The 18,579-nt window shown below is 69.1% G+C and carries 14 protein-coding genes; 10 read left to right on the plus strand and 4 right to left on the minus strand.

The window, feature by feature from the left end; translation table 11 throughout:
• Window positions 1-67 precede the first annotated feature (67 nt).
• From L3V18_RS08275 to L3V18_RS08285, 3 genes are all read left to right on the plus strand, one after another.
• Entirely contained in the window at window positions 68-943 is an 876-nt protein-coding gene (locus L3V18_RS08275; RefSeq protein ID WP_237054191.1) for a CHAD domain-containing protein, read from the plus strand.
• A gap of 223 nt (window positions 944-1,166) precedes the next feature.
• On the plus strand, window positions 1,167-2,375 hold the full coding sequence (locus L3V18_RS08280; protein ID WP_237054192.1) for a DesA family fatty acid desaturase: 1,209 nt from the start codon (window positions 1,167-1,169) through the stop codon (window positions 2,373-2,375).
• Between the two features lie 116 nt (window positions 2,376-2,491).
• A complete protein-coding gene (locus L3V18_RS08285) occupies window positions 2,492-2,869 on the plus strand; it encodes a CREC-EF hand family protein (protein ID WP_237054193.1) in 378 nt (125 codons plus the stop codon).
• A 478-nt stretch (window positions 2,870-3,347) separates the two neighbouring features.
• Here L3V18_RS08285 and L3V18_RS08290 read toward each other — a convergent pair whose 3' ends face one another.
• Genes L3V18_RS08290 through L3V18_RS08300 form a run of 3 tightly spaced genes read right to left on the minus strand, consistent with a single transcriptional unit; the run spans window position 3,348 to window position 6,718 of the window.
• Window positions 3,348-5,063 carry a sodium:solute symporter family protein gene (locus L3V18_RS08290; RefSeq protein WP_237054194.1) on the minus strand — a complete coding sequence of 572 codons (1,716 nt, stop codon included), beginning with the start codon at window positions 5,061-5,063 and terminating at the stop codon, window positions 3,348-3,350.
• Window positions 5,064-5,075: 12 nt separating this feature from the next.
• Window positions 5,076-5,342, minus strand: a complete 267-nt coding sequence (locus tag L3V18_RS08295) for a DUF4212 domain-containing protein (RefSeq protein WP_237054195.1) — start codon at window positions 5,340-5,342, stop codon at window positions 5,076-5,078.
• 17 nt (window positions 5,343-5,359) lie between these two features.
• Entirely contained in the window at window positions 5,360-6,718 is a 1,359-nt protein-coding gene (locus L3V18_RS08300) for a DcaP family trimeric outer membrane transporter (RefSeq protein WP_237054196.1), read from the minus strand.
• Window positions 6,719-7,039: 321 nt separating this feature from the next.
• On the opposite strand from L3V18_RS08300, the gene acs reads away from it, so the two are divergent.
• The 7 genes from acs to L3V18_RS08335 all read left to right on the plus strand — a co-directional run bounded on the left by acs (window position 7,040) and on the right by L3V18_RS08335 (window position 14,787).
• The gene (gene acs, locus L3V18_RS08305) at window positions 7,040-8,992 is read left to right on the plus strand and encodes an acetate--CoA ligase (protein WP_237054197.1); all 1,953 of its coding nucleotides are present in this window, start codon (window positions 7,040-7,042) and stop codon (window positions 8,990-8,992) included.
• Window positions 8,993-9,152: 160 nt separating this feature from the next.
• Window positions 9,153-9,836 carry a response regulator transcription factor gene (locus L3V18_RS08310; protein WP_237054198.1) on the plus strand — a complete coding sequence of 228 codons (684 nt, stop codon included), beginning with the start codon at window positions 9,153-9,155 and terminating at the stop codon, window positions 9,834-9,836.
• A gap of 54 nt (window positions 9,837-9,890) precedes the next feature.
• A complete protein-coding gene (locus L3V18_RS08315; RefSeq protein WP_237054199.1) occupies window positions 9,891-11,177 on the plus strand; it encodes a pepsin-like aspartic protease in 1,287 nt (428 codons plus the stop codon).
• A gap of 7 nt (window positions 11,178-11,184) precedes the next feature.
• Window positions 11,185-11,730 (plus strand): GNAT family N-acetyltransferase, encoded by a 546-nt coding sequence (locus L3V18_RS08320; RefSeq protein WP_237054200.1) that lies wholly within the window; start codon window positions 11,185-11,187, stop codon window positions 11,728-11,730.
• A gap of 76 nt (window positions 11,731-11,806) precedes the next feature.
• Complete coding sequence (locus L3V18_RS08325) at window positions 11,807-12,661, plus strand: SAM-dependent methyltransferase (protein ID WP_255783845.1); 855 nt, start codon at window positions 11,807-11,809, stop codon at window positions 12,659-12,661.
• Entirely contained in the window at window positions 12,661-12,933 is a 273-nt protein-coding gene (locus L3V18_RS08330) for a hypothetical protein (RefSeq protein WP_237054202.1), read from the plus strand. Before L3V18_RS08325 ends, L3V18_RS08330 begins: the two co-directional genes overlap by 1 nt.
• A gap of 57 nt (window positions 12,934-12,990) precedes the next feature.
• Window positions 12,991-14,787 (plus strand): GGDEF domain-containing protein, encoded by a 1,797-nt coding sequence (locus tag L3V18_RS08335; RefSeq protein ID WP_237054203.1) that lies wholly within the window; start codon window positions 12,991-12,993, stop codon window positions 14,785-14,787.
• A 27-nt stretch (window positions 14,788-14,814) separates the two neighbouring features.
• Here the strand turns inward: L3V18_RS08335 and L3V18_RS08340 are convergent, their stop codons facing one another.
• A complete protein-coding gene (locus L3V18_RS08340) occupies window positions 14,815-18,318 on the minus strand; it encodes a PAS domain-containing hybrid sensor histidine kinase/response regulator (protein ID WP_237054204.1) in 3,504 nt (1,167 codons plus the stop codon).
• Window positions 18,319-18,579: the final 261 nt, after the last annotated feature.

Here is an 18,579-nt window from a genome sequence, read left to right on the forward strand (position 1 = left end):
GGCGGTGACCGCCGGTTGAAAGACGGCGGCGCTATGCTTGAGCCTCCCGACGCCGCCGAGCATCGCGATGACGGATCCGGAAGGTGCGCAACCCGGTCCACGGACGACGCGGCCATTCGGCCTCGCGCTGCACCACTACGCCCGTGTCCAGCTCGATGCCGCCCTGGACTGGCTGGACGCCGGCGCGAAGCCGTCCAAGCGGCTGCACAAGGGCATCCACCAGGGCCGCAAAGCGTTGCGTCGGGTGCGTGCGACCCTGGCGCTGGGCGTGCCCGCACTGGGCCCGGGCTCGGAACTGATCGACCGCGAACTGCGCCGGATCATCCGCGGCCTCGGCGATATCCGCGACGGCCAGGCGCTGCTGGAAACGCTCGACCGCCTGCATGCGAACGGCCCCACCCCCGCGGTCGCCGCTCACCTCGAGCACGCGCGGCGGGCAGTCGTGCGCCGTCGCCGTGCCCTGGCCGACGCGACCCTGGCCGCCGATCCCGGACTGGCCCGGCGCCGCGCACTGCTCACGGCGCTGGCCGGCACCCTCGACGCGCTGCCGTGGGCCACGGTCGATGCGGAGACGGTGGACGCGGCGCTGCAGGCCAGTGCGCAGGCGGTCGACAAGGCGCGCGAACGGGTCGTCGCCGGCGGTCGCGACCGCGACTGGCACCGCTGGCGCCGGCGCATGCGACGCCGGTCGCAGCAGCGCACCGCACTGGACGCGTGTCGGCTCGTCTCCGGCGACGGACCTCCCTCCGCCGACCCGCCCGCGCCGCCAGTCGCGCTCGACAAGGATCTTGCCGTGCTGCTCGGCGTCGCCCAGGACCTGAGCCTGCTGCTCGAACACTGCGGGCGCGACGGTGGCCTCGGCAAGGCCGACCGCACCGCGCTGGCCGCGTTCGCCCGGACCGAACTGTCGACGCTGCGCGACCACATCCGCCGCTGTGCGTGATCGCCGTCACCCGGCATCCGCGCAGCAGGTGAACGTATCCCATCCCGTGAGGCCTCGAACCCGGCCATACCCGCGCGAACGGTAAGGCACAGGTGGCATGATGGCCGTCGGGGCGCGTTGCCGTCGCAGACCCGGCTTCGTGGGGTGCCGGCTCCGTGCTCCATCTGCCTGTCCGCATCGCGGGCAGGGCCGTTTTCCATGGACCCTGGCCCACGGAGTTCCAATGCCCCTCGCTTCGATCCCGACACCGCTGCTCGACTTCCTTGCCGGTGGCCTGCTGCAGGCCGGCTTCGGCGCCCTGCTGATCTGGTTCCTGGTCGCGACCCAGCTGACGATCTTCTCGGTGACGCTGTACCTGCACCGTTCGATGGCGCATCGTGCGGTCGACTTCCATCCGCTGCTCGCCCACTTCTTCCGCTTCTGGAGCTGGCTGACCACCTCGATGATCACCCGCGAGTGGGCCGCCATCCACCGCAAGCACCACGCGAAGTGCGAGACCGAGGAAGACCCGCACAGCCCGCAGATCAAGGGCATCAAGACGGTGTTCTGGCGTGGCGTGGAGCTGTACCGCGAGGCGCGCAGCGACCGCGAGTCGATCGAGAAGTACGGCAAGGGCTGCCCCGACGACTGGATCGAACGCCATCTCTATACCCCCCACGCGACGCTCGGCCCGACCCTGCTGCTGCTGATCGAGTTCGCCCTGTTCGGCTTCGCCGGCGTGGCGATCTGGGCGCTGCAGATGGCGTGGATTCCGTTCTGGGCCGCCGGTGTCGTCAATGGCCTGGGCCACTGGTGGGGCTACCGCAATTTCGAGAGCGCCGACACCTCGACCAACCTGACCCCGTGGGGCGTGTGGATCGGCGGCGAGGAGCTGCACAACAACCACCATGCGTTCCCCAGCTCGGCCAAGTTCGCGCTGCGCAGGTGGGAGTTCGACATCGGCTGGGCCGCGATCCGCGTGTTCGAGAAGCTGCGCCTGGCCCGCGTGCTGCGGGTCGCGCCAGCGCTCGACGTGCGCCCGAACATCGCGATGCCGGATGGCGAGACGCTGCGCGCCCTGCTCGCGATCCGCTTCCAGGCAATGACCGATTACTACCGCAACGTCACCCTGCCGGCATTGCGCGACCTGCGCGACCGCCGCGACCGGCTGCCGCGCGCACTGCGCAAGGGCCTGGCCGACGACGGCCGCTGGCTCGACGACGCCAAGCGCGCACGCCTGCATGCGTGGCTGGCCGAACGGCCGAAGATGGCGACGCTGGCCGAGCACCGCCAGCGCCTGGCGCAGGTGCTCGATGACCGTTCGCACGATGCGCAGGCGACCCTGCAGCGGCTGCAGGCCTGGTGCGCCGAGGCAGAGGCCAGCGGCATCGCTGCCCTGCAGGCATTCTCCAGCCGACTGAAGGGCTACGCGCTGGCGCCGGCGCGCGGCTGACGTCCAGGCCATTGGCCCGTCGGACCTGATGAAGCCCGCGCCCGCCGCGGGCTTTTTTCATGATGCGGCCCCACGCGGGCCTCTCCGCCCCGTCGGATTCGGGTAGCCTGCCCGCCATGCGCTCGAACTCGTCCCTCGCCCCGCCGTCTACCGGCATCCGCTGCGCGAGCGTCATCCTCGCCGTCGCACTGCTGACGGCGACGGCGAACGCGACCGCCCAGGTCCAGGCCACAGGCGACTACCTCTCGCGGATGGACGGCGATCAGGACGGCCTGGTTTCGCTGGCCGAATACCAGGACTGGATGAGTTACGCGTTCGTACGCATGGACCGCAATGGCGATGGCATCCTGACCGCCGACGAGCTGCCGGGCGGCCGCGGCGATCCGGTCAGCCTGATCGAGCACCGTGCGAAGCTCGCGCGCACCTTCCTGCGCCAGGACCAGAACCGGGACGGTTTCCTCGACGCCCGCGAACTCGCCGCACCGCCGCTGTAGCCGCGGCCAGGGCGGCAACCCGTCCGTCATTGGCCTTGGCCCAGTCCTCCGGCTCTTGGTTTTGGCTTTGATCTTGATCCTTGGCGACTTAAAGCCCGCCGCGCACCGGAGCCGGAAGGCGCCGTAGAGGTGCCCTTGTCTGAGCGCCGCTGGCGGCGCGGGTCTGGGCGCCGTGCGTCTTCCGGCGAGGAGCACAGGGAACCGGGGTGGCTCGCCACCACGACGGGTGTCAGGAACCGGCGGTTTTGGTTCCTTTTGACAAGACAAAAGGAACCCGCCCAGAGGGCGGAAGCCTTTGACTTCCGAAAGCAAGCCAATGCGCCTGCTGGCAACCCAACGCCCAAGGCAAGCTGTCGACGGGCTTCCACTGCAGGAAGAATCAGACTCCGACGGCAGCACGAGCCCCAAAGAAAAAGGCACGCCATCGGGGGAGATGGCGTGCCGTGGAGAGAGCACGAGGCTCCAATTGCGGGGGAGATCAGTGGGCGGAGGCCTCGCCGGCGCCACGCGGCACGCGGATCTCGTCGACCAGGTCCTGCACGTGCTGCGGTGGCGGCGCGGTGACCCGCGAGACCACGAATGCCACCACGAAGTTCAGCAACATGCCGACCACGCCGATGCCTTCCGGCGAGATGCCGAACAGCCAGTTGGCCGGCACGTTCTCCGCCATCGGCGTCATGAACACGCCCTTGAACCAGACGATGTAGCCGACCGTGAACACCAGGCCGACCAGCATGCCGGCCACCGCGCCCTGCATGTTGGTTCTCTTGTCGAAGATGCCGAGCACGATCGCCGGGAAGAACGAGGCCGCGGCCAGTCCGAATGCGAACGCCACCACCTCGGCGACGAAGCCCGGCGGGAAGATGCCGAGCAGGCCCGCCACCACGATTGCCAGTGCTGCCGCGATGCGTGCGTACATCAACTCCTGTTTCTCCGTGATGTTGGGCATCACCACCTTCTTCAGCAGGTCGTGCGATATCGCCGAGGAGATCACCAGCAACAATCCGGCCGCTGTGCTGAGCGCGGCGGCGAGGCCGCCGGCGGCAACCAACGCGATCACCCACGCCGGCAGGCGCGCGATCTCGGGATTGGCCAGCACCATGATGTCGCGATCGATGGTCATCTCATTGCGGTCGTCCTTGGCGTAGAACATCCGGCCATCGCCGTTCTTGTCCTCCCAGGCGATGAGTCCGGTCTTCTCCCAGTTCTTGACCCACGTCGGCGCGGTCGCATACTCGGTGCCCTGCATGTCGGCACCGTTGATGGTCTGGATCATGTTGACGCGGGCGAAGCTCGCCACCGCAGGCGCGGTCGTGTAGAGCAGGGCGATGAACAGCAGCGCCCAGCCGGCCGAACGACGCGCGTCACGCACCTTCGGCACGGTGAAGAAGCGCACGATCACGTGCGGCAGGCCCGCGGTGCCGACCATCAGCGCCAAAGTGATGCAGAACACATCGATCGTCGATTTGCTTCCATCCGTGTATGGCGCAAAGCCGAGTTCGGTACTGAGTCCATCGAGCTTGTCGAGCAGGTACACGCCGCTGCCGTCGGCGAGCTGGCTGCCGAAGCCGATCTGCGGGATCACGTTGCCGGTCAGCAGCATCGAGATGAAGATCGCCGGCACCAGATAGGCGAAGATCAGCACGCAGTACTGCGCGACCTGGGTGTAGGTAATGCCCTTCATGCCGCCGAGCACGGCGTAGAAGAACACGATCGCCATGCCGATGATCACACCGGTGGTGATGTCGACCTCCAGGAAGCGGCTGAACACGATGCCGACGCCACGCATCTGTCCGGCGACGTAGGTGAACGAGACGAAGATCGCGCATACCACCGCCACCAGACGCGCGGTGTCGGAGTAGTAGCGGTCGCCCACGAAGTCCGGCACGGTGAACTTGCCGAACTTGCGCAGGTACGGCGCCAGCAGCAGCGCCAGCAGCACGTAGCCGCCGGTCCAGCCCATCAGGTACACGGCGCCGTCGTAACCCATGAACGAGATCAGGCCGGCCATCGAGATGAACGACGCCGCGCTCATCCAGTCGGCCGCTGTCGCCATGCCGTTCATGACCGGGTGGACGCCGCCGCCGGCGACGTAGAACTCGCGCGTGCTCGCCACCCGCGACCAGAACGCGATGCCGATGTAGAGCGCGAAGGTGAGACCGACCAGCAGGTAGGTCCAGGCTTGTACGGACATGATCGGCCCCCGTCAGTCGTGTTCGTGCAGGTCGAGCGCGCGCTCGAGCCGGTTCATCCGCCATGCGTAGTAGAAGATCAGCACGACGAAAACGTATATCGATCCCTGCTGGGCGAAGAAGAAGCCCAGCTTGAAGCCGCCGATGCGGATCGCGTTGAGCGCGTCCGCGAACAGGATTCCCGCGCCGAACGAGACCGCGGCCCAGATCACGAGCAGGATCGTCATCAGCCTCAGGTTCGCCCGCCAGTACTGCGCGGCATTGATGTGCTTGCCGGACATGGTGCTGCCCTCCTCGCTCAGAAGCTGTACTTGACTGTGGTGTGGAAGCGCTTGAGATCGCCCTCGCGATCGTCCTCGAGCGAGCGCTGTCCGTAGCTGACCTCGGCGCCGATGTCGAGCTTCGGGAACGGCGAGTAGATCAGGTTCGCGCGCAGCGACTGCGAGCGCTCGGTCACCCCGTAGCCGGTCAGGGACGGATCGTTGTCGTAGTGCGCGGCCGAGTAGATCAGGTTGCCGCGCAGCTTCGGACCGAACACGTGCCGCCAGCCGGCGAACATGCCGTAGCCGGTGATCGCGTCGATGTCGCCGTCGGCGTCCGCGACCACGTCCGTGCCCATGCCGAAGGCCATGTAGCGGCCCAGGCCGCTGCCGGCGTTGACCATGTAGCGGATGTCGTCGTTGTCGCCGATGTTGAACCTGCCGGCCACGCTCAGCGCGCCGCCGGTGGCGGTCTCGTCGCCGTCCTTGAACTGGCGCAGCATGCCGGCGACGCTGAAGTGACCCCAGTCGCCCTTGGTCGTCCAGCGTCCGGTGACATCCGGCATCACGTTGTCGCCGGAGGTGTGGCGTCCGGTGCCCTGGTAGTCGGTGACCAGGGTCTGCGGGTTCTCGAGAGAGAACGACCACGGACCGCTGGTGTAGCGGACCTGGGCCTGACGCACGAAGATCGTGCCGTCGGTGACGCCGAGGAAGTCGACGGTGTCGGGCAGCGAGCCCAGGTCCTGGAAGTTGGTCCAGGTCTGGCCGGCCAGCCAGTTGTTCCAGGTCACGTATGCGTGGCGGATGGTGATGCCGTGGGTGTTGGTCGACAGTTCGTTGCCGAGATTGTTGCTGCCACCGCCGAACAGGTCGGCCTCGATGTAGCCGCGGAACTTGTCGCCGTCGTCGCTGGTGTAGTCGGCCGCGAACCAGAAGCGCGAGAACTGCGCGCCGAAGTCGGTATACGGGTCGACATCGGGCTCGGCGCCGTCGGCGGCCACCGGGATCGTGCTGGGCACGTAGAACATGCGACCCGCCGATCCTTCCGCGATCTGGCCGTCGCTGGTGTCGGTGACCATCGCGTCGAGCTTGATGAAGCCGCCGTAGGAGAAGGCGCCGCCGGGCGTACCGGTCAGGATCGGCGTCGACTGCGCTTTGGGCGCGGCCGCCGTTTGCGCGACCTGTTGCGCGGCCTGCTGTTGTGCGGCCTGTTCCTGGATTGCCTGCTGTTGTACACCCTGTTGCTGAACTAGCTGCTGGACCATCTTCTCGAGCTCGGCGACGCGGGCTTCGAGTTCGATCTCTTTCGCGGTCTGGGCGTGGGCGAAGCCGGGCAGCGCCAGCGCCAACGTCAACGCCGCCACCAGGGGCCGCTTGCGCGCAATGCGTGTGGACATGATTCCCTCCCAAGGAATGCCGTGGCCATGCACGGTCAGCCGGAGCCTGCGCGCAGTCCTTCTCGGGGAACCATTCGCCATTGGTCGATAGCGGGCGTCGTCGCGCGGCCGCCCGGTCCGGTTTGCGACCATGGTCTAAGCCGGCCGATACCGGATGCACGGGCCGTTGGGGCAAACTGGACGTCCGACGAGGCCCGTTCGTTGCGCTGCAGCACGCCGTTGCGATTCGCATTGCGACCGAGGTCCGCGCCTGCCATCGCCGCGGCACCGGCGCCGCGACCCAGGAAACCGCCATCAGGCCCTTTACGAGTGGAGCGCCCCATGAGCCATCCCAACGCCCTCTATCCCGTACCCGGACAGTTCGCTGCCGGGGCACGGATCGACCGTGACGCCTACGAACGCGCGTACGCCGAATCGGTATCCGGTCCGGAGGCGTTCTGGCGCCGGGTCGCCGAGCGCCTGGAGTGGTTCACCGCTCCCACGCAGATCAAGGACGTCAGCTACGGGCTCGACGACTTCCACATCCGCTGGTACGGCGACGGCGAGCTCAACGCCAGCATCAACTGCCTGGATCGCCATCTGGAAACGCGTGGCGACAAGACCGCGCTGATCTTCGAGCCCGACAACCCGGACAGTCCCGCACGCCACGTCAGCTACCGCGAACTGCACGCGCAGGTCTGCCGGCTGGCCAACGCGCTGCGCAGCCTGGGCGTGCGCAAGGGCGACCGGGTCACGATCTACCTGCCGATGATCGTCGAGGCGGTGGTCGCGATGCTGGCCTGCGCACGCATCGGCGCGATCCACTCGGTGGTGTTCGGAGGTTTCGCGCCGAACTCGATCGCCGATCGCGTCTCCGACTGCGGCAGCAAGCTGATCATCACCGCCGACGAGGGCCTGCGCGGCGGCAGGAAGGTTCCGCTGAAGGCGAACGTCGATGCCGCGCTGAAGCTGCCGGGCACGAACTCGGTCGAGACGGTGCTGGTGGTCCGCCACACCCACGGCGCGGTCGACATGCAGATGCCGCGCGACCGCTGGTACGACGCCGTCGTCGACGGCCAGCCCGACACCTGCGCGCCGGAGCGCATGAACGCCGAGGATCCGCTGTTCATCCTCTACACCTCCGGCAGCACCGGAAAGCCGAAAGGCGTGCTGCATACCACCGGCGGCTACCTCGCCTATGCCAGCTTCACCCACGAGTGCGTGTTCGACCTGCGCGAGGACGACATCTACTGGTGCACCGCCGACGTCGGCTGGGTCACCGGGCACAGCTACATCGTCTACGGCCCGCTCGCCAACGGCGCGACCGCGCTGGTGTTCGAGGGCGTGCCCAACTACCCGACCGTGTCGCGCTTCTGGGAGGTGATCGACAAGCACAAGGTCACGCTCTTCTACACCGCGCCGACCGCGATCCGCGCGCTGATGCGCGACGGCGACGAGCCGGTGGAGAAGACCTCGCGCGCGTCGCTGCGCCTGCTCGGCACGGTCGGCGAGCCGATCAACCCGGAGGCCTGGCGCTGGTACCACGAAGTGGTCGGCGACAGCCGCTGCCCGATCGTCGACACCTGGTGGCAGACCGAAACCGGCGGCATCCTGATCACCCCGCTGCCCGGCGCGACGGACCTCAAGCCCGGCTCGGCGACCAAACCGTTCTTCGGCGTGCAACCGGCCCTGGTCGATGCCGGCGGCGCCCTGCTCGAAGGCGAGGCCGAGGGCAACCTGGTCCTGCTCGACTCCTGGCCGGGACAGATGCGCACGGTCTATGGCGACCACCAGCGCTTCATCGATACCTACTTCAAGACCTACCCGGGCATGTACTTCACCGGCGACGGCTGCCGTCGCGACGCCGATGGCTATTACTGGATCACCGGCCGCGTCGACGACGTGATCAACGTCAGCGGCCACCGCATCGGCACCGCCGAGGTCGAGAGCGCGCTGGTCAGCCATCCGAAGGTCGCCGAGGCGGCGGTGGTCGGCTTCCCGCACGACGTCAAGGGCCAGGGCATCTATGCCTACGTGACCCTGATCGCCGGCGAGGCCAGCAGCGAAGAGCTGCGCAAGGAACTGATCGCGCACGTGCGCAAGGAGATCGGCCCGATCGCGACCCCGGACCACCTGCAGTGGGCGCCGGGCCTGCCGAAGACGCGTTCGGGCAAGATCATGCGACGGATCCTGCGCAAGATCGCCGAGAACGCTCCGGACCAGTTGGGCGACACCTCGACCCTCGCCGACCCGACCGTTGTCGACTCGCTGGTCAAGGAGCGGCGGGTGCCGTGAACTTCGCGGCGCGCCCTTCCCGAGGGCGGGGAGCTCGACGCCGGATGCATGCCGCCTGCTGTAGGCTCGTCGCGCAAGACGCCAACCTGTAGTACCTCTCCTCCGCCGCCCCTGTTCCGCGCAGGGCGGCGGCCCCCAAGGAATCCTTCCCGGAACCCGGATGCCACCCGCCCCCACCCATACCGTCATCGTCGCCGACGACCACCCGCTGTTCCGAGAAGCGCTGCGCGGCGCGGTCGCGCGCGTGCTCCCCGAGGCGCGACTGCGCGAGGCCGACGGCGTCGAATCACTGTACGCCCTGGTCGAAGGCGAGCCCGACGCCGACCTGCTGCTGCTCGACCTCAACATGCCCGGCGCGCAGGGCTTCAGCGCGCTGGTGCACCTGCGTGCGCTGCATCCGCAGCTGCCGATCGTCGTGGTCTCCGCACGCGAGGAACCGGCGGTGATGCGGCGCGCGCTCGACCACGGTGCGGTCGGTTTCATTCCGAAGTCCGCCGACGCCACGACCCTGGGCGAGGCGATCACCGCGGTGCTCGACGGCGACCGCTGGGCGCCGGCCGCGGCGTTGTCGGCACCGGCCGCCGACGACGCCGAGTACGACGCGGCACAGCGCGTGCGCGACCTTACCCCGCAGCAGTTCCGGGTCCTGCAGATGCTCGGCGCCGGTCTGCTCAACAAGCAGATCGCCTACGACCTCGGCGTGTCGGAGGCGACGATCAAGGCCCACGTGACCGCGATCCTGCGCAAGCTCGGCGCCAACAACCGCACCCAGGCGGTGCTGATTGCCGGCCGGCTGGCGGTCGATCCAGGCGCGATCGTGCCGCCGCCCGAGGAGCAGGACTAGCGGCAGCACGCGCGCCCCTTCCGCGACGCCCCCGCGATCTGCTCCAATCGGCGCATGAGCGCCCTTCCGGACCGCAACGACGTCCAGTACCCGGGCGGCATCCATCTGGCGATCTCGCTGGCCTGGGCCAAGGGCGCCTACACGGTGCCGATCGCATTCGGCAGCGGCCGGCGAACCGCGAACCTCGTCCTCGACACCGGCAGCAGCACCCTGGTCGTGCTGCCGCACGCCTATCTGCCCGAAGACGACGAAGCCCTGAGTGCCACCGCCTGGGCGCAGGAGGTCCGCTACGGCCAGGGCACCTGGGCCGGCCCGGTGGTGCGGACCCGGCTCGCGTTCGGCCACGGCGCACACGCATGCGGCATCGACGACGCCGAGGTCTCGGTGATCGAGGCCGCCGCGCAGGATTTCAGGGATGCCGACGGCATCTTCGGCCTGGCCTACTCCGGGCTCGACATCGCCCACGACATGGGCGGCGTGCTGAGCGCCCGCGGTGCCGATCCGGCGCTGACCTGGCCGTGGCCGTTCGAAGCGGACGACGACGACCTGGACGCCTTCGGCACCCTGTTGCGCCAACAGCCGCGGGTTGCGCTGCAGCCGTTGTTCTCGCAGCTGGCCGGGCAGGGCCGGATCCAGGACCGCTTCGGCATGCTGGTGCGACGCGCGCTGGTGCACGTGCTCGACGACGCGGTCGACGACGATGTGCTGGACGCCGATCCGCTCAACCGTGGGGTAATGGTCCTCGGCGGTGGCGAGGATGCGCCGGCACTGCACACCGGCCGGTTCCAGGACGTGCGCATCGTCCACGACCTCTACTACAACGCCAACCTGCTCGCGGTGCAGGTGGGCGACCGGCCACGCATCGCGGTGCCGCCACTGGACCCGCAGTACGCCCGGCGCGCCGCCAGCAACGCGATCCTCGACACCGGCAGCAGTTTCCTGGTGCTCGAGGCGGGCACCCACGATGCGATCATGGCCGGGCTGACCGCGATCGACCCGCGTCTGCCGGCGCTCTGCGGGAAGTTCCGGGACACCTTCAACGCCAGCGGGCACGGCGTCGCCAACGCCGAAGTCGACGCACTGGACTGGCCGGTGCTGACCTTCCACCTGGAAGGCGAGGGCGGCAGCGAGACCGCCTTGGCCTGTCCGCCGGAGCACTACTGGCCGCGCAACGCGATGTATGCCGGCGAGTCGTTCTTCCTGCTGATGCCGCAGCTGCCCGGCTGGCCGAACGAGTCGATCCTCGGCCTGCCGCTGATGGCCGGCCACTACTGCCTGTTCGACCGCTGCGCGGACGGCGGCGTCGGCCGCGTCCGGATCGCACCGGCGCATCCGTTGTAGGAACGACATGACGGATGCAGACATCCTCGACACCGGACGTTTCCGCCTGCGGCCGCTGCGCGAGGATTCGGACAAGGACAGGACGCTCTATTGCGCGCTCTACACAAGCCCGGGGGTCATGGCACGGATCATGCCGCCGCTGTCGATGGCGGCGGCCGGCCGCCTGTACGAGCGGGCGCTGCAGTGGGCGCGCAGCGACCGGCCCGGCCATCGCTTCTGGATGATCGACAGCCGCATCGACGGCGCGGCGATCGGGGTCGCGGGCTACGTCCGCAGGGGCGCCGAGGCCGAGATCGGCGTGCTGCTGGTCGAACCATGGTGGCAGCGCGGCGTGTCGAGCGAGGTGTTCGTCCCGTTGATCGCCCATGGCTTCGAGCGGATGGGTCTGACGCTGGTGACCGCCGAGCGCCCCGACGACGATCACGCCAGGGTGATCGACCGCCTGTTGGGACGGTTCGGCTTCGTCCGCACGCCAGATCGCGCCAGCGCCCCGGGGCAATGCCGCTGGGAGCTGCCCTGTTCAGCCTGGAAGGCCCGTCAACCGGCCGTCTGAATCATTTTGCAAAGTCTGGCGGTACGGGTATTGTCCTCCTGCTGCAAGGGGAACGCTGCAAGGGGAACCAGGGGAAATGACGGGACCGGTCGCGAAGCCGCCGGGCAGGCTTGCCTGTGTCGGACTGGGGATGATGCTCGGGGCCCATGTCGGCCCACGGGCGCGCAGCCATGTCGAACAGGCCGACGTCGTGTTCGCCGCCGTCTCCGATCCGCTGGTCGAGGAATGGCTGCGGCAGATGAACCCCGATGTGCGCAGCCTGCAGCCGTTCTATGCCGAGGGCAAACCGCGCCACGACACCTACCGGCAGATGGTCGAGGCGATGCTCGTCGAGGTCCGCGCAGGCAAGCATGTCTGCGGCGCGTTCTACGGCCACCCCGGCGTATTCGCCAAGGCGCCGCACGACGCCGTCGCCCTGGCACGCGCGGAAGGTTTCCATGCGCACATGGAACCGGGCATATCCGCCGAGGACTGCCTGTACGCCGATCTTGGCATCGACCCGGGACGCATCGGCTGCCAGCACTACGAAGCCAGCCAGCTGCTGTTCTACCGTCGCCGACTGGATCCCAGCGCCTACCTGGTGCTGTGGCAGGTCGGGATCGTCGGCGACCGCAGCTACCGCCGCTTCGCCACCGGCCCGGCGCATCGCCGGTTGCTGGTCGAACGCCTGCTCCAGGACTACCCCGCCGACCACGGAGTCATCGCCTACGAGGCGGCGACCCTGCCGATCGCCCGACCCCGGATCGAGCGCGCGAAGCTGCACGAGCTGCCCGGCCTGCCGCTGCAGATGCACACCACCCTCGTCGTGCCGCCCGCGTGCCCGATGGAACCCGATGTCGTCATGCAGGCGCGCATCGCCGCGCTTGAACGCTCGGGGCAGGTCGAACCGCCGCCGTCGTACACACCACCACTGGAAGAAGGAGTCGCCTGATGTCGAATGTCGTGAAGTTCCTGGAAACCCTGGGACAGAACCTGGAGATCGTCAGCGATGCCGATTTCATGGATGCGGTGGCTGCGGCGCCGGTGGACGGTGACGTCCGGCAGGCGCTCGCGACCCGCGATCCGGCTCGACTGAACATGGCCGTTGGCCACACCTGCACGGTGCTCTCCCTGCTGGTTCCGGCCGAGGAAGAGCCGCAGCAGGAAGAGGAGACCGAACGGGACGCTCCGGACGAGGGCGAAACCGAAGCGCGCGCCGCCTGACGCGAACGCGGCGGCAGGGTGCTCGCACGCCCTGCCGCCCTTGCTCCTTCCGGAACGATGAAGCCCGCACTTCACAAGCTTGCCCTGGCCGTCGTGCTCGCCGCGGCGGCCGCCGCGTCTGCGCAAGCGCAGGATTCCGTGGATGCGGATCGTCTGCTGGAGCAGGCCGACGCCGTCCGCAGCACCGATCCGATCCGGTTCGGTGCCGTGCTGGACGAGGTGAACGAGCGGGCGTCCGAACTCAGCGGACCGCAGCTGCAGCACCTGCGCCTGCTCCAGGCCTATCGGCTCGGCTACGGTGGCCAGTACCAGGGTGCGATCGAACTCGCCCGGGACGTATTCGATAGCGCATCCGCAGGGGCCATCAAGTTCCGCGCCGGCCTGCTGCTCGCCAACAGCGCGGCCACCACCCGCGACTTCTCGCTGGCGCTGAAATCACTCGAGGAAACCATCGCGCTTCCCGACGACGGCATACCGTCGGAACTGGTCGAACAGGCGCAATTGGTCGCCGGCGTCATCTACAACCAGCTGGGACAGCACGAGAAGACCCTGCAGTTCGCCTCCTCGGTACAGCAGATGGAAGCCGCGTCGGAGCGCAGCCGCTGCTTTGCCAGCCAGCTCCGGCATGAGGCGCTGGCCAACCTGCAGCCGGAGAGGTCCGGCGAACGCATCCCGCAGATCCGCGAGGCGATCGCGGCTTGCGACGGCATCGGCGAGGCGGTCGCCTCCAACCTGATGCGCATCAACCTCGCCCGCAGCATGGCCGCGCAAGGCGACAGAACCGGCGCGATCGCCATGCTGCAGGCACATGCCGACGAGGTCGGAAGGACCCGCTATCCGCGCCTGGTGGCCGAGTTCCATTCGACGCTGGCGGACTACCTGCTGATCGAGAGCAGGCTCGACGCGGCATCGATGCATGCGCACGCGGCGCTGGAGGCCAGTCACAACAATGCGCACTCGCTGCCCCGTGTCACCGCGTACCGGGTCCTGTACGAGATCGCGCTGGTCCGCAACGACATCCTGCAGGCGCTCGACAACTACCGGCGCCATGCCGAGGCCGACAAGGCCTATCTCGACGACGTCAAGATCCGCGAGCTGGCCGTGCAACAGATCCGCAACGAAGTCCAGCAGAAGGACCAGGCGATCGCGCTGCTGAGCAAGCAGAACGAGGTGCTCAAGCTCGAGCAGCAGGTCGCGAAGGCTTCGGCGCAGAACACCCGGCTGCTGTTGCTGCTGTTCGCCGTGGTGCTCGCCGGCATCGGCTACTGGGCCTACAAGATCAAGCGCGTGCAGATGGCGTTCCGGCGCCAGGCGCAGACCGACGGCCTGACCGGCATCAGCAACCGCCGCCACTTCCGCGACGAGGCCGACGCACTGCTCAAGCGCTGCAGCGCATCCGGCAAGGATGCCGCGCTGGTGCTGCTGGACCTGGACAACTTCAAGCACGTCAACGACCGCCACGGCCACGCCGCCGGCGACTGGGTGCTCATGCAGGTCGCGGAGGCCTGCACGGCCGCCTGCCGCGACGGCGACCTGTGCGGCCGTCTCGGTGGCGAGGAGTTCGGCATCCTGTCCTGCGGCGGCGACATCGACGCCGCCCGGCGGATCGCCGAGCGCTGCCGTACGCTGCTGGCGGCGATCGACACCGCGACGATCGGTCACGCCCACCGGGTCACCGCCAGCTTCGGCTGCACCACCGCATCGCGCTCGGGCAACGCGTTCGAGTCGATGTTCACCGACGCCGACACCGCGATGTACCGCGCCAAGGGCAGTGGCCGCGATCGCATCGTGGTGCACGGCGACGTGGCGACGCCGGCCAGCCCGGTAGCGCCGTTCGAACCCAGCCACGGCTGAGCCCCGCGCGGCGATCCGGACGCGCTGTCAGGCGCGGTGCGGCTGCCGCTGCGCGGCCAGGAACGCGCGCATCGACGCCGGCCGGACCGGTTTTGTCAGCACCCGGCAGCCGTGCTCGCGCGCGGCATGCTTGAGCGCATCGGACCCGTCGCCGGTCAACAGCGCGGCGGGAAAGCCGACGCCAAGGCGCTCGCGCAGCGCATCGATCACGCCCAGGCCGTCGAGGCGATCGTGCAGGTGGTAGTCGACCAGGGCGACATCCGGCGGCAGCTCGCCCTCGGCGGCGGCCAGCGCTTCCTCGGTGTCGGTGGCGGTCAGCACGACCGCGCCCCAGCGCTGCAGCAGGGTCCGCATGCCGTCGAGGATCTCGCGGTCGTTGTCCACGCACAGCACGCGAAGGCCGGCGAGGGTATCGGTATCGGTGATCGACAGCGGCGCGACGCTCGCCGCCGAGGCCTCCAGTTCGCGTGCGACGGACGCCGAGGCACCGGCGTCGGCGCCGAACGGCACGGTGATCGAGAACACGCTGCCGGCACCCACCCGGGAGCGCACCCGCAACGGATGATTGAGCGTGCGTGCGATACGCTGGCAGATCGACAGACCGAGACCGAGACCTCGCTCGCCGCCGGTGGTCGGGCCCTCGAAGCGACGGAATTCGTCGAAGATCTGCGTGAGGTGATGGTCCGAGATGCCGGGCCCGGTGTCCCAGACCTGCAGCTCCACCGCGCCGTCGCGCAGCCGCGCGGCGATCAGCACGCCACCATTGCGGGTGTAGCGCAACGCGTTGGCGAGGAAGTTCTGCAGCGCGCGCCGCAACAGGCGGCGATCGCTGCGCACCCGGCGCGGACGCTCCGGTGCGCGCACGCGCAGCTGCAGGCGACGCTCGGCCGCGATCGGCGCGTACTGTGCGACCAGTTCGCGCAGCAGCTCGTTGACGTCGAAATCGACGATCTCCGGCCGCAACGCGCCGGCGTCCAGCCGCGAGATGTCGAGCAGGCCGTCGAGCAGATCCTCGGCCGCACGCAGCGCGGCGTCGACGCGTTCGGCCAGGCGGGTCTGCTCGCCGCTGTCGCGGCTGTCCCGCAGCGCGGTGGTGAACAGACGCGCGGCATTCAGCGGCTGCAGCACGTCGTGGCTGACCGCGGCGAGGAACCGCGTCCGCGACTGCTGCGCGGCCTCGGCCTCGCGGGTGCGCTGCTCGACGCGCTGCTCGAGCGTCTCGTTGACCTCGCGCAGCGCCTGCTCGGCGCGCTTGTAGTCGGTGACGTCGCTGTAGCTGGTGACGTAGCCGCCGCCGGGCAGCGGACGGCCGCGCATCTCGACGACCTGGCCGCTGGCGCGTACCCGCTCGAACACGTACGGCGTGCCGGCGCGCAGATGGGCGATGCGGCGGCGGACCTGGTCGTTGACGTCGCCCGGCCCCATCTCGCCGCGCTCCGCGTTCCATCGGATCAGGTCGCTGACCGGCCGGCCGACGTAGAGCATGCCGTCGGGGTAGTCGAACAGCTCCTGGTAGCGGCGGTTCCATGCGACCAGGCGCAGGTCGGCATCGACCACGCTGACGCCCTGGCTGATGTTCTCCAGCGTGGTCGACAGGATCTGGCGATTGAAGCGCAGTTCCTGGTTGGCCTCGTCGAGCAGGGCCACCACCTCGCCCAGTTCCATGCCCGAACCGCGCAGCGCGCTGGTCAGGGTCAGGCGCGCGGAAGCGGCACCGATCGCCGAAGCGAGCAGGCGTTCGGTGAACTGGGCCAGCGCGCGGTCGGCAGGCTGCGCCGGCTGCCACGGCTGTCCATGCTGCGCGGCATGCGCTTCGAACGCGCGCCGCGCGTGACGCTCGCCGACGATGCGCTCGGCCAGGGTCAGCAGCTCGCCGGCGCGGACGTTGCCGGCCCAGCCGCCCGGCCCCAGCGCCGGACGCTGGGCATAGGGATCCAGGAACGGCGTCGCCAGCAGCTGTTCCTGCAGCCGCGGACGCTGCCGCATCGACATGAACACGAACACGCCGACGTTGAACAGCAGCGACCAGAACACCCCGTGGGTCAGCGAATCCCAGCCCTGCAGCCCGAACAGTTGTTGCGGACGCAGCCAGCCCAGTCCGAGCAGACCGTGCTCGACCCAGCGATCGTCGAACCAGCCTCCGCCGGCCAGCGCCGGCAACAACAGCGTGTAGGTCCAGACCAGCGCGCCGGCGACCAGCCCGCTGAACGCGCCCATCCGGCTCGCACCGCGCCAGTAGAGTCCGCCGATCAGCGCCGGCGCGAACTGCGCGACCGCGGCGAACGCGAGCAGGCCGTGCTGGGCTAGGCCGCCATCGCCCTCGCCGCGCAGCAGGTCGCCGCGATGGTAGGCGTAGGCGAGCATCGCCAGCAGCACGATGGTGATGCGGCGCACCCAGACCACCTGGCGGTCGATCGCCGGCGTCTGCTGCAGGGTGCCCGCACGCAGCAGCAGCGGCATCACGAGGTCGTTGCTGACCATCGTCGCCAGCGCGACGCTGGTGACGATCACCATGCCGGTCGCGGCGGAGAATCCACCGACATAGACCATCAGCGCGAGCATGTCCTGGTCCAGCGCCAGCGGCAACGCCAGCACGTAGCTGTCCGGCGATACCGCGTCGCCGGCGAGCACCGCCTGCCCGGCCAGGGTGATCGGCACCACCAGCACGCTGATCAGCATCAGGTAACCGCCGAACATCCAGCGTGCGGTGCGCACGTCGGCCGGGTTCTGGCACTCGACCACCGCGACGTGGAACTGCCGCGGCAGGCACAGGATCGCGGTGAACGCGAGCAGGGTCTGGGCGATGAAACCGGTCGGCAGCCCCGGCGCGAGCACGATGTCGGCCGCCTGCACCATGCGCTGGCCGAGGTGGCCGCTGCCCGGCAGGTGGGCAAGCGCGAACACGCCGATCGCGACGAACGCGACGAGCTTGACCACCGACTCCAGCGCGACCGCCAGCACCATGCCGCGGTGATGCTCGGTCGCGTCGATCTGGCGGGTGCCGAACAGGATCGCGAACACAGCCAGCAACAGCGCGGTATAGAACGCCGGGTCCGACAGCGGTGGCGCATTGGCCGGCAGCCCGGCGAGCACGTCCACGCTCATCGCGACCGCCTTGAACTGCAGCGCCACGTACGGCACCGCCGCGATCAGCGCCAGCAGCGCGACCAGTGCCGCCAGCCCCGGCGCGCGGCCGTAGCGCGAGGACAGGAAGTCGGCGATCGAGACGATCCGGTTCTCGCCGGAGATCAGCACCAGCCGTTCGAGGATGCGCCAGCCGAAGAACAGCAGCAGCAGCGGTCCCAGGTAGATCGGCAGGAACCCCATGCCGGTGCGCGCCGCGGTGCCGACCGCACCGTAGAACGTCCACGACGAGCAGTACACCGCCAGCGCCAGCGAATAGACCGCCGGCCGCAGCCAGCGGTGGCGCGACATCATCGCGTCGCTGCGCTGGTCGCCGGCGTAGGCGACGGCGAACAGCAGGGCCACGTAGCCCAGCGAAACCAGCAGCAGCACCCAGCCCGGGATCACGCCTGCGTTGTTCTCCTACACGACAGCAGGGGGAGTGTAGCCGGGCCGGGGGCAGGAGGTCGTTCGTAGCGGCCCAAGCCGCGATGAAGCTTTCATGGGAAGGCCCATCGCGGCTCACGCCGCTCCTACGACATGGAGGCATGCTCCAGCCCCCTGAGTCAGGGGGGCGATTCGTGCCGCAGGCACGAATGGGGGTGTGGCAGCGCAACGGCGGGGCCCAAGGTTTGCGCAGCAACCTTTGGGGATTCCCGGGCGCAGCCC

Source organism: Marilutibacter chinensis, assembly GCF_021725675.1.
Taxonomy (GTDB): domain Bacteria; phylum Pseudomonadota; class Gammaproteobacteria; order Xanthomonadales; family Xanthomonadaceae; genus Marilutibacter; species Marilutibacter chinensis.

Coding starts and splice junctions, on each gene's coding strand:
- L3V18_RS08285 (WP_237054193.1), top strand. CDS start 2,492: ATGCGCTCGAACTCGTCCCTCGCCCCGCCGTCTACCGGCATCCGCTGC.
- L3V18_RS08325 (WP_255783845.1), top strand. CDS start 11,807: ATGACGGGACCGGTCGCGAAGCCGCCGGGCAGGCTTGCCTGTGTCGGA.
- L3V18_RS08310 (WP_237054198.1), top strand. CDS start 9,153: ATGCCACCCGCCCCCACCCATACCGTCATCGTCGCCGACGACCACCCG.
- L3V18_RS08335 (WP_237054203.1), top strand. CDS start 12,991: ATGAAGCCCGCACTTCACAAGCTTGCCCTGGCCGTCGTGCTCGCCGCG.
- L3V18_RS08320 (WP_237054200.1), top strand. CDS start 11,185: ATGACGGATGCAGACATCCTCGACACCGGACGTTTCCGCCTGCGGCCG.
- acs (WP_237054197.1), top strand. CDS start 7,040: ATGAGCCATCCCAACGCCCTCTATCCCGTACCCGGACAGTTCGCTGCC.
- L3V18_RS08290 (WP_237054194.1), bottom strand. CDS start 5,063: ATGTCCGTACAAGCCTGGACCTACCTGCTGGTCGGTCTCACCTTCGCG.
- L3V18_RS08295 (WP_237054195.1), bottom strand. CDS start 5,342: ATGTCCGGCAAGCACATCAATGCCGCGCAGTACTGGCGGGCGAACCTG.
- L3V18_RS08330 (WP_237054202.1), top strand. CDS start 12,661: ATGTCGAATGTCGTGAAGTTCCTGGAAACCCTGGGACAGAACCTGGAG.
- L3V18_RS08275 (WP_237054191.1), top strand. CDS start 68: ATGACGGATCCGGAAGGTGCGCAACCCGGTCCACGGACGACGCGGCCA.
- L3V18_RS08315 (WP_237054199.1), top strand. CDS start 9,891: ATGAGCGCCCTTCCGGACCGCAACGACGTCCAGTACCCGGGCGGCATC.
- L3V18_RS08300 (WP_237054196.1), bottom strand. CDS start 6,718: ATGTCCACACGCATTGCGCGCAAGCGGCCCCTGGTGGCGGCGTTGACG.
- L3V18_RS08280 (WP_237054192.1), top strand. CDS start 1,167: ATGCCCCTCGCTTCGATCCCGACACCGCTGCTCGACTTCCTTGCCGGT.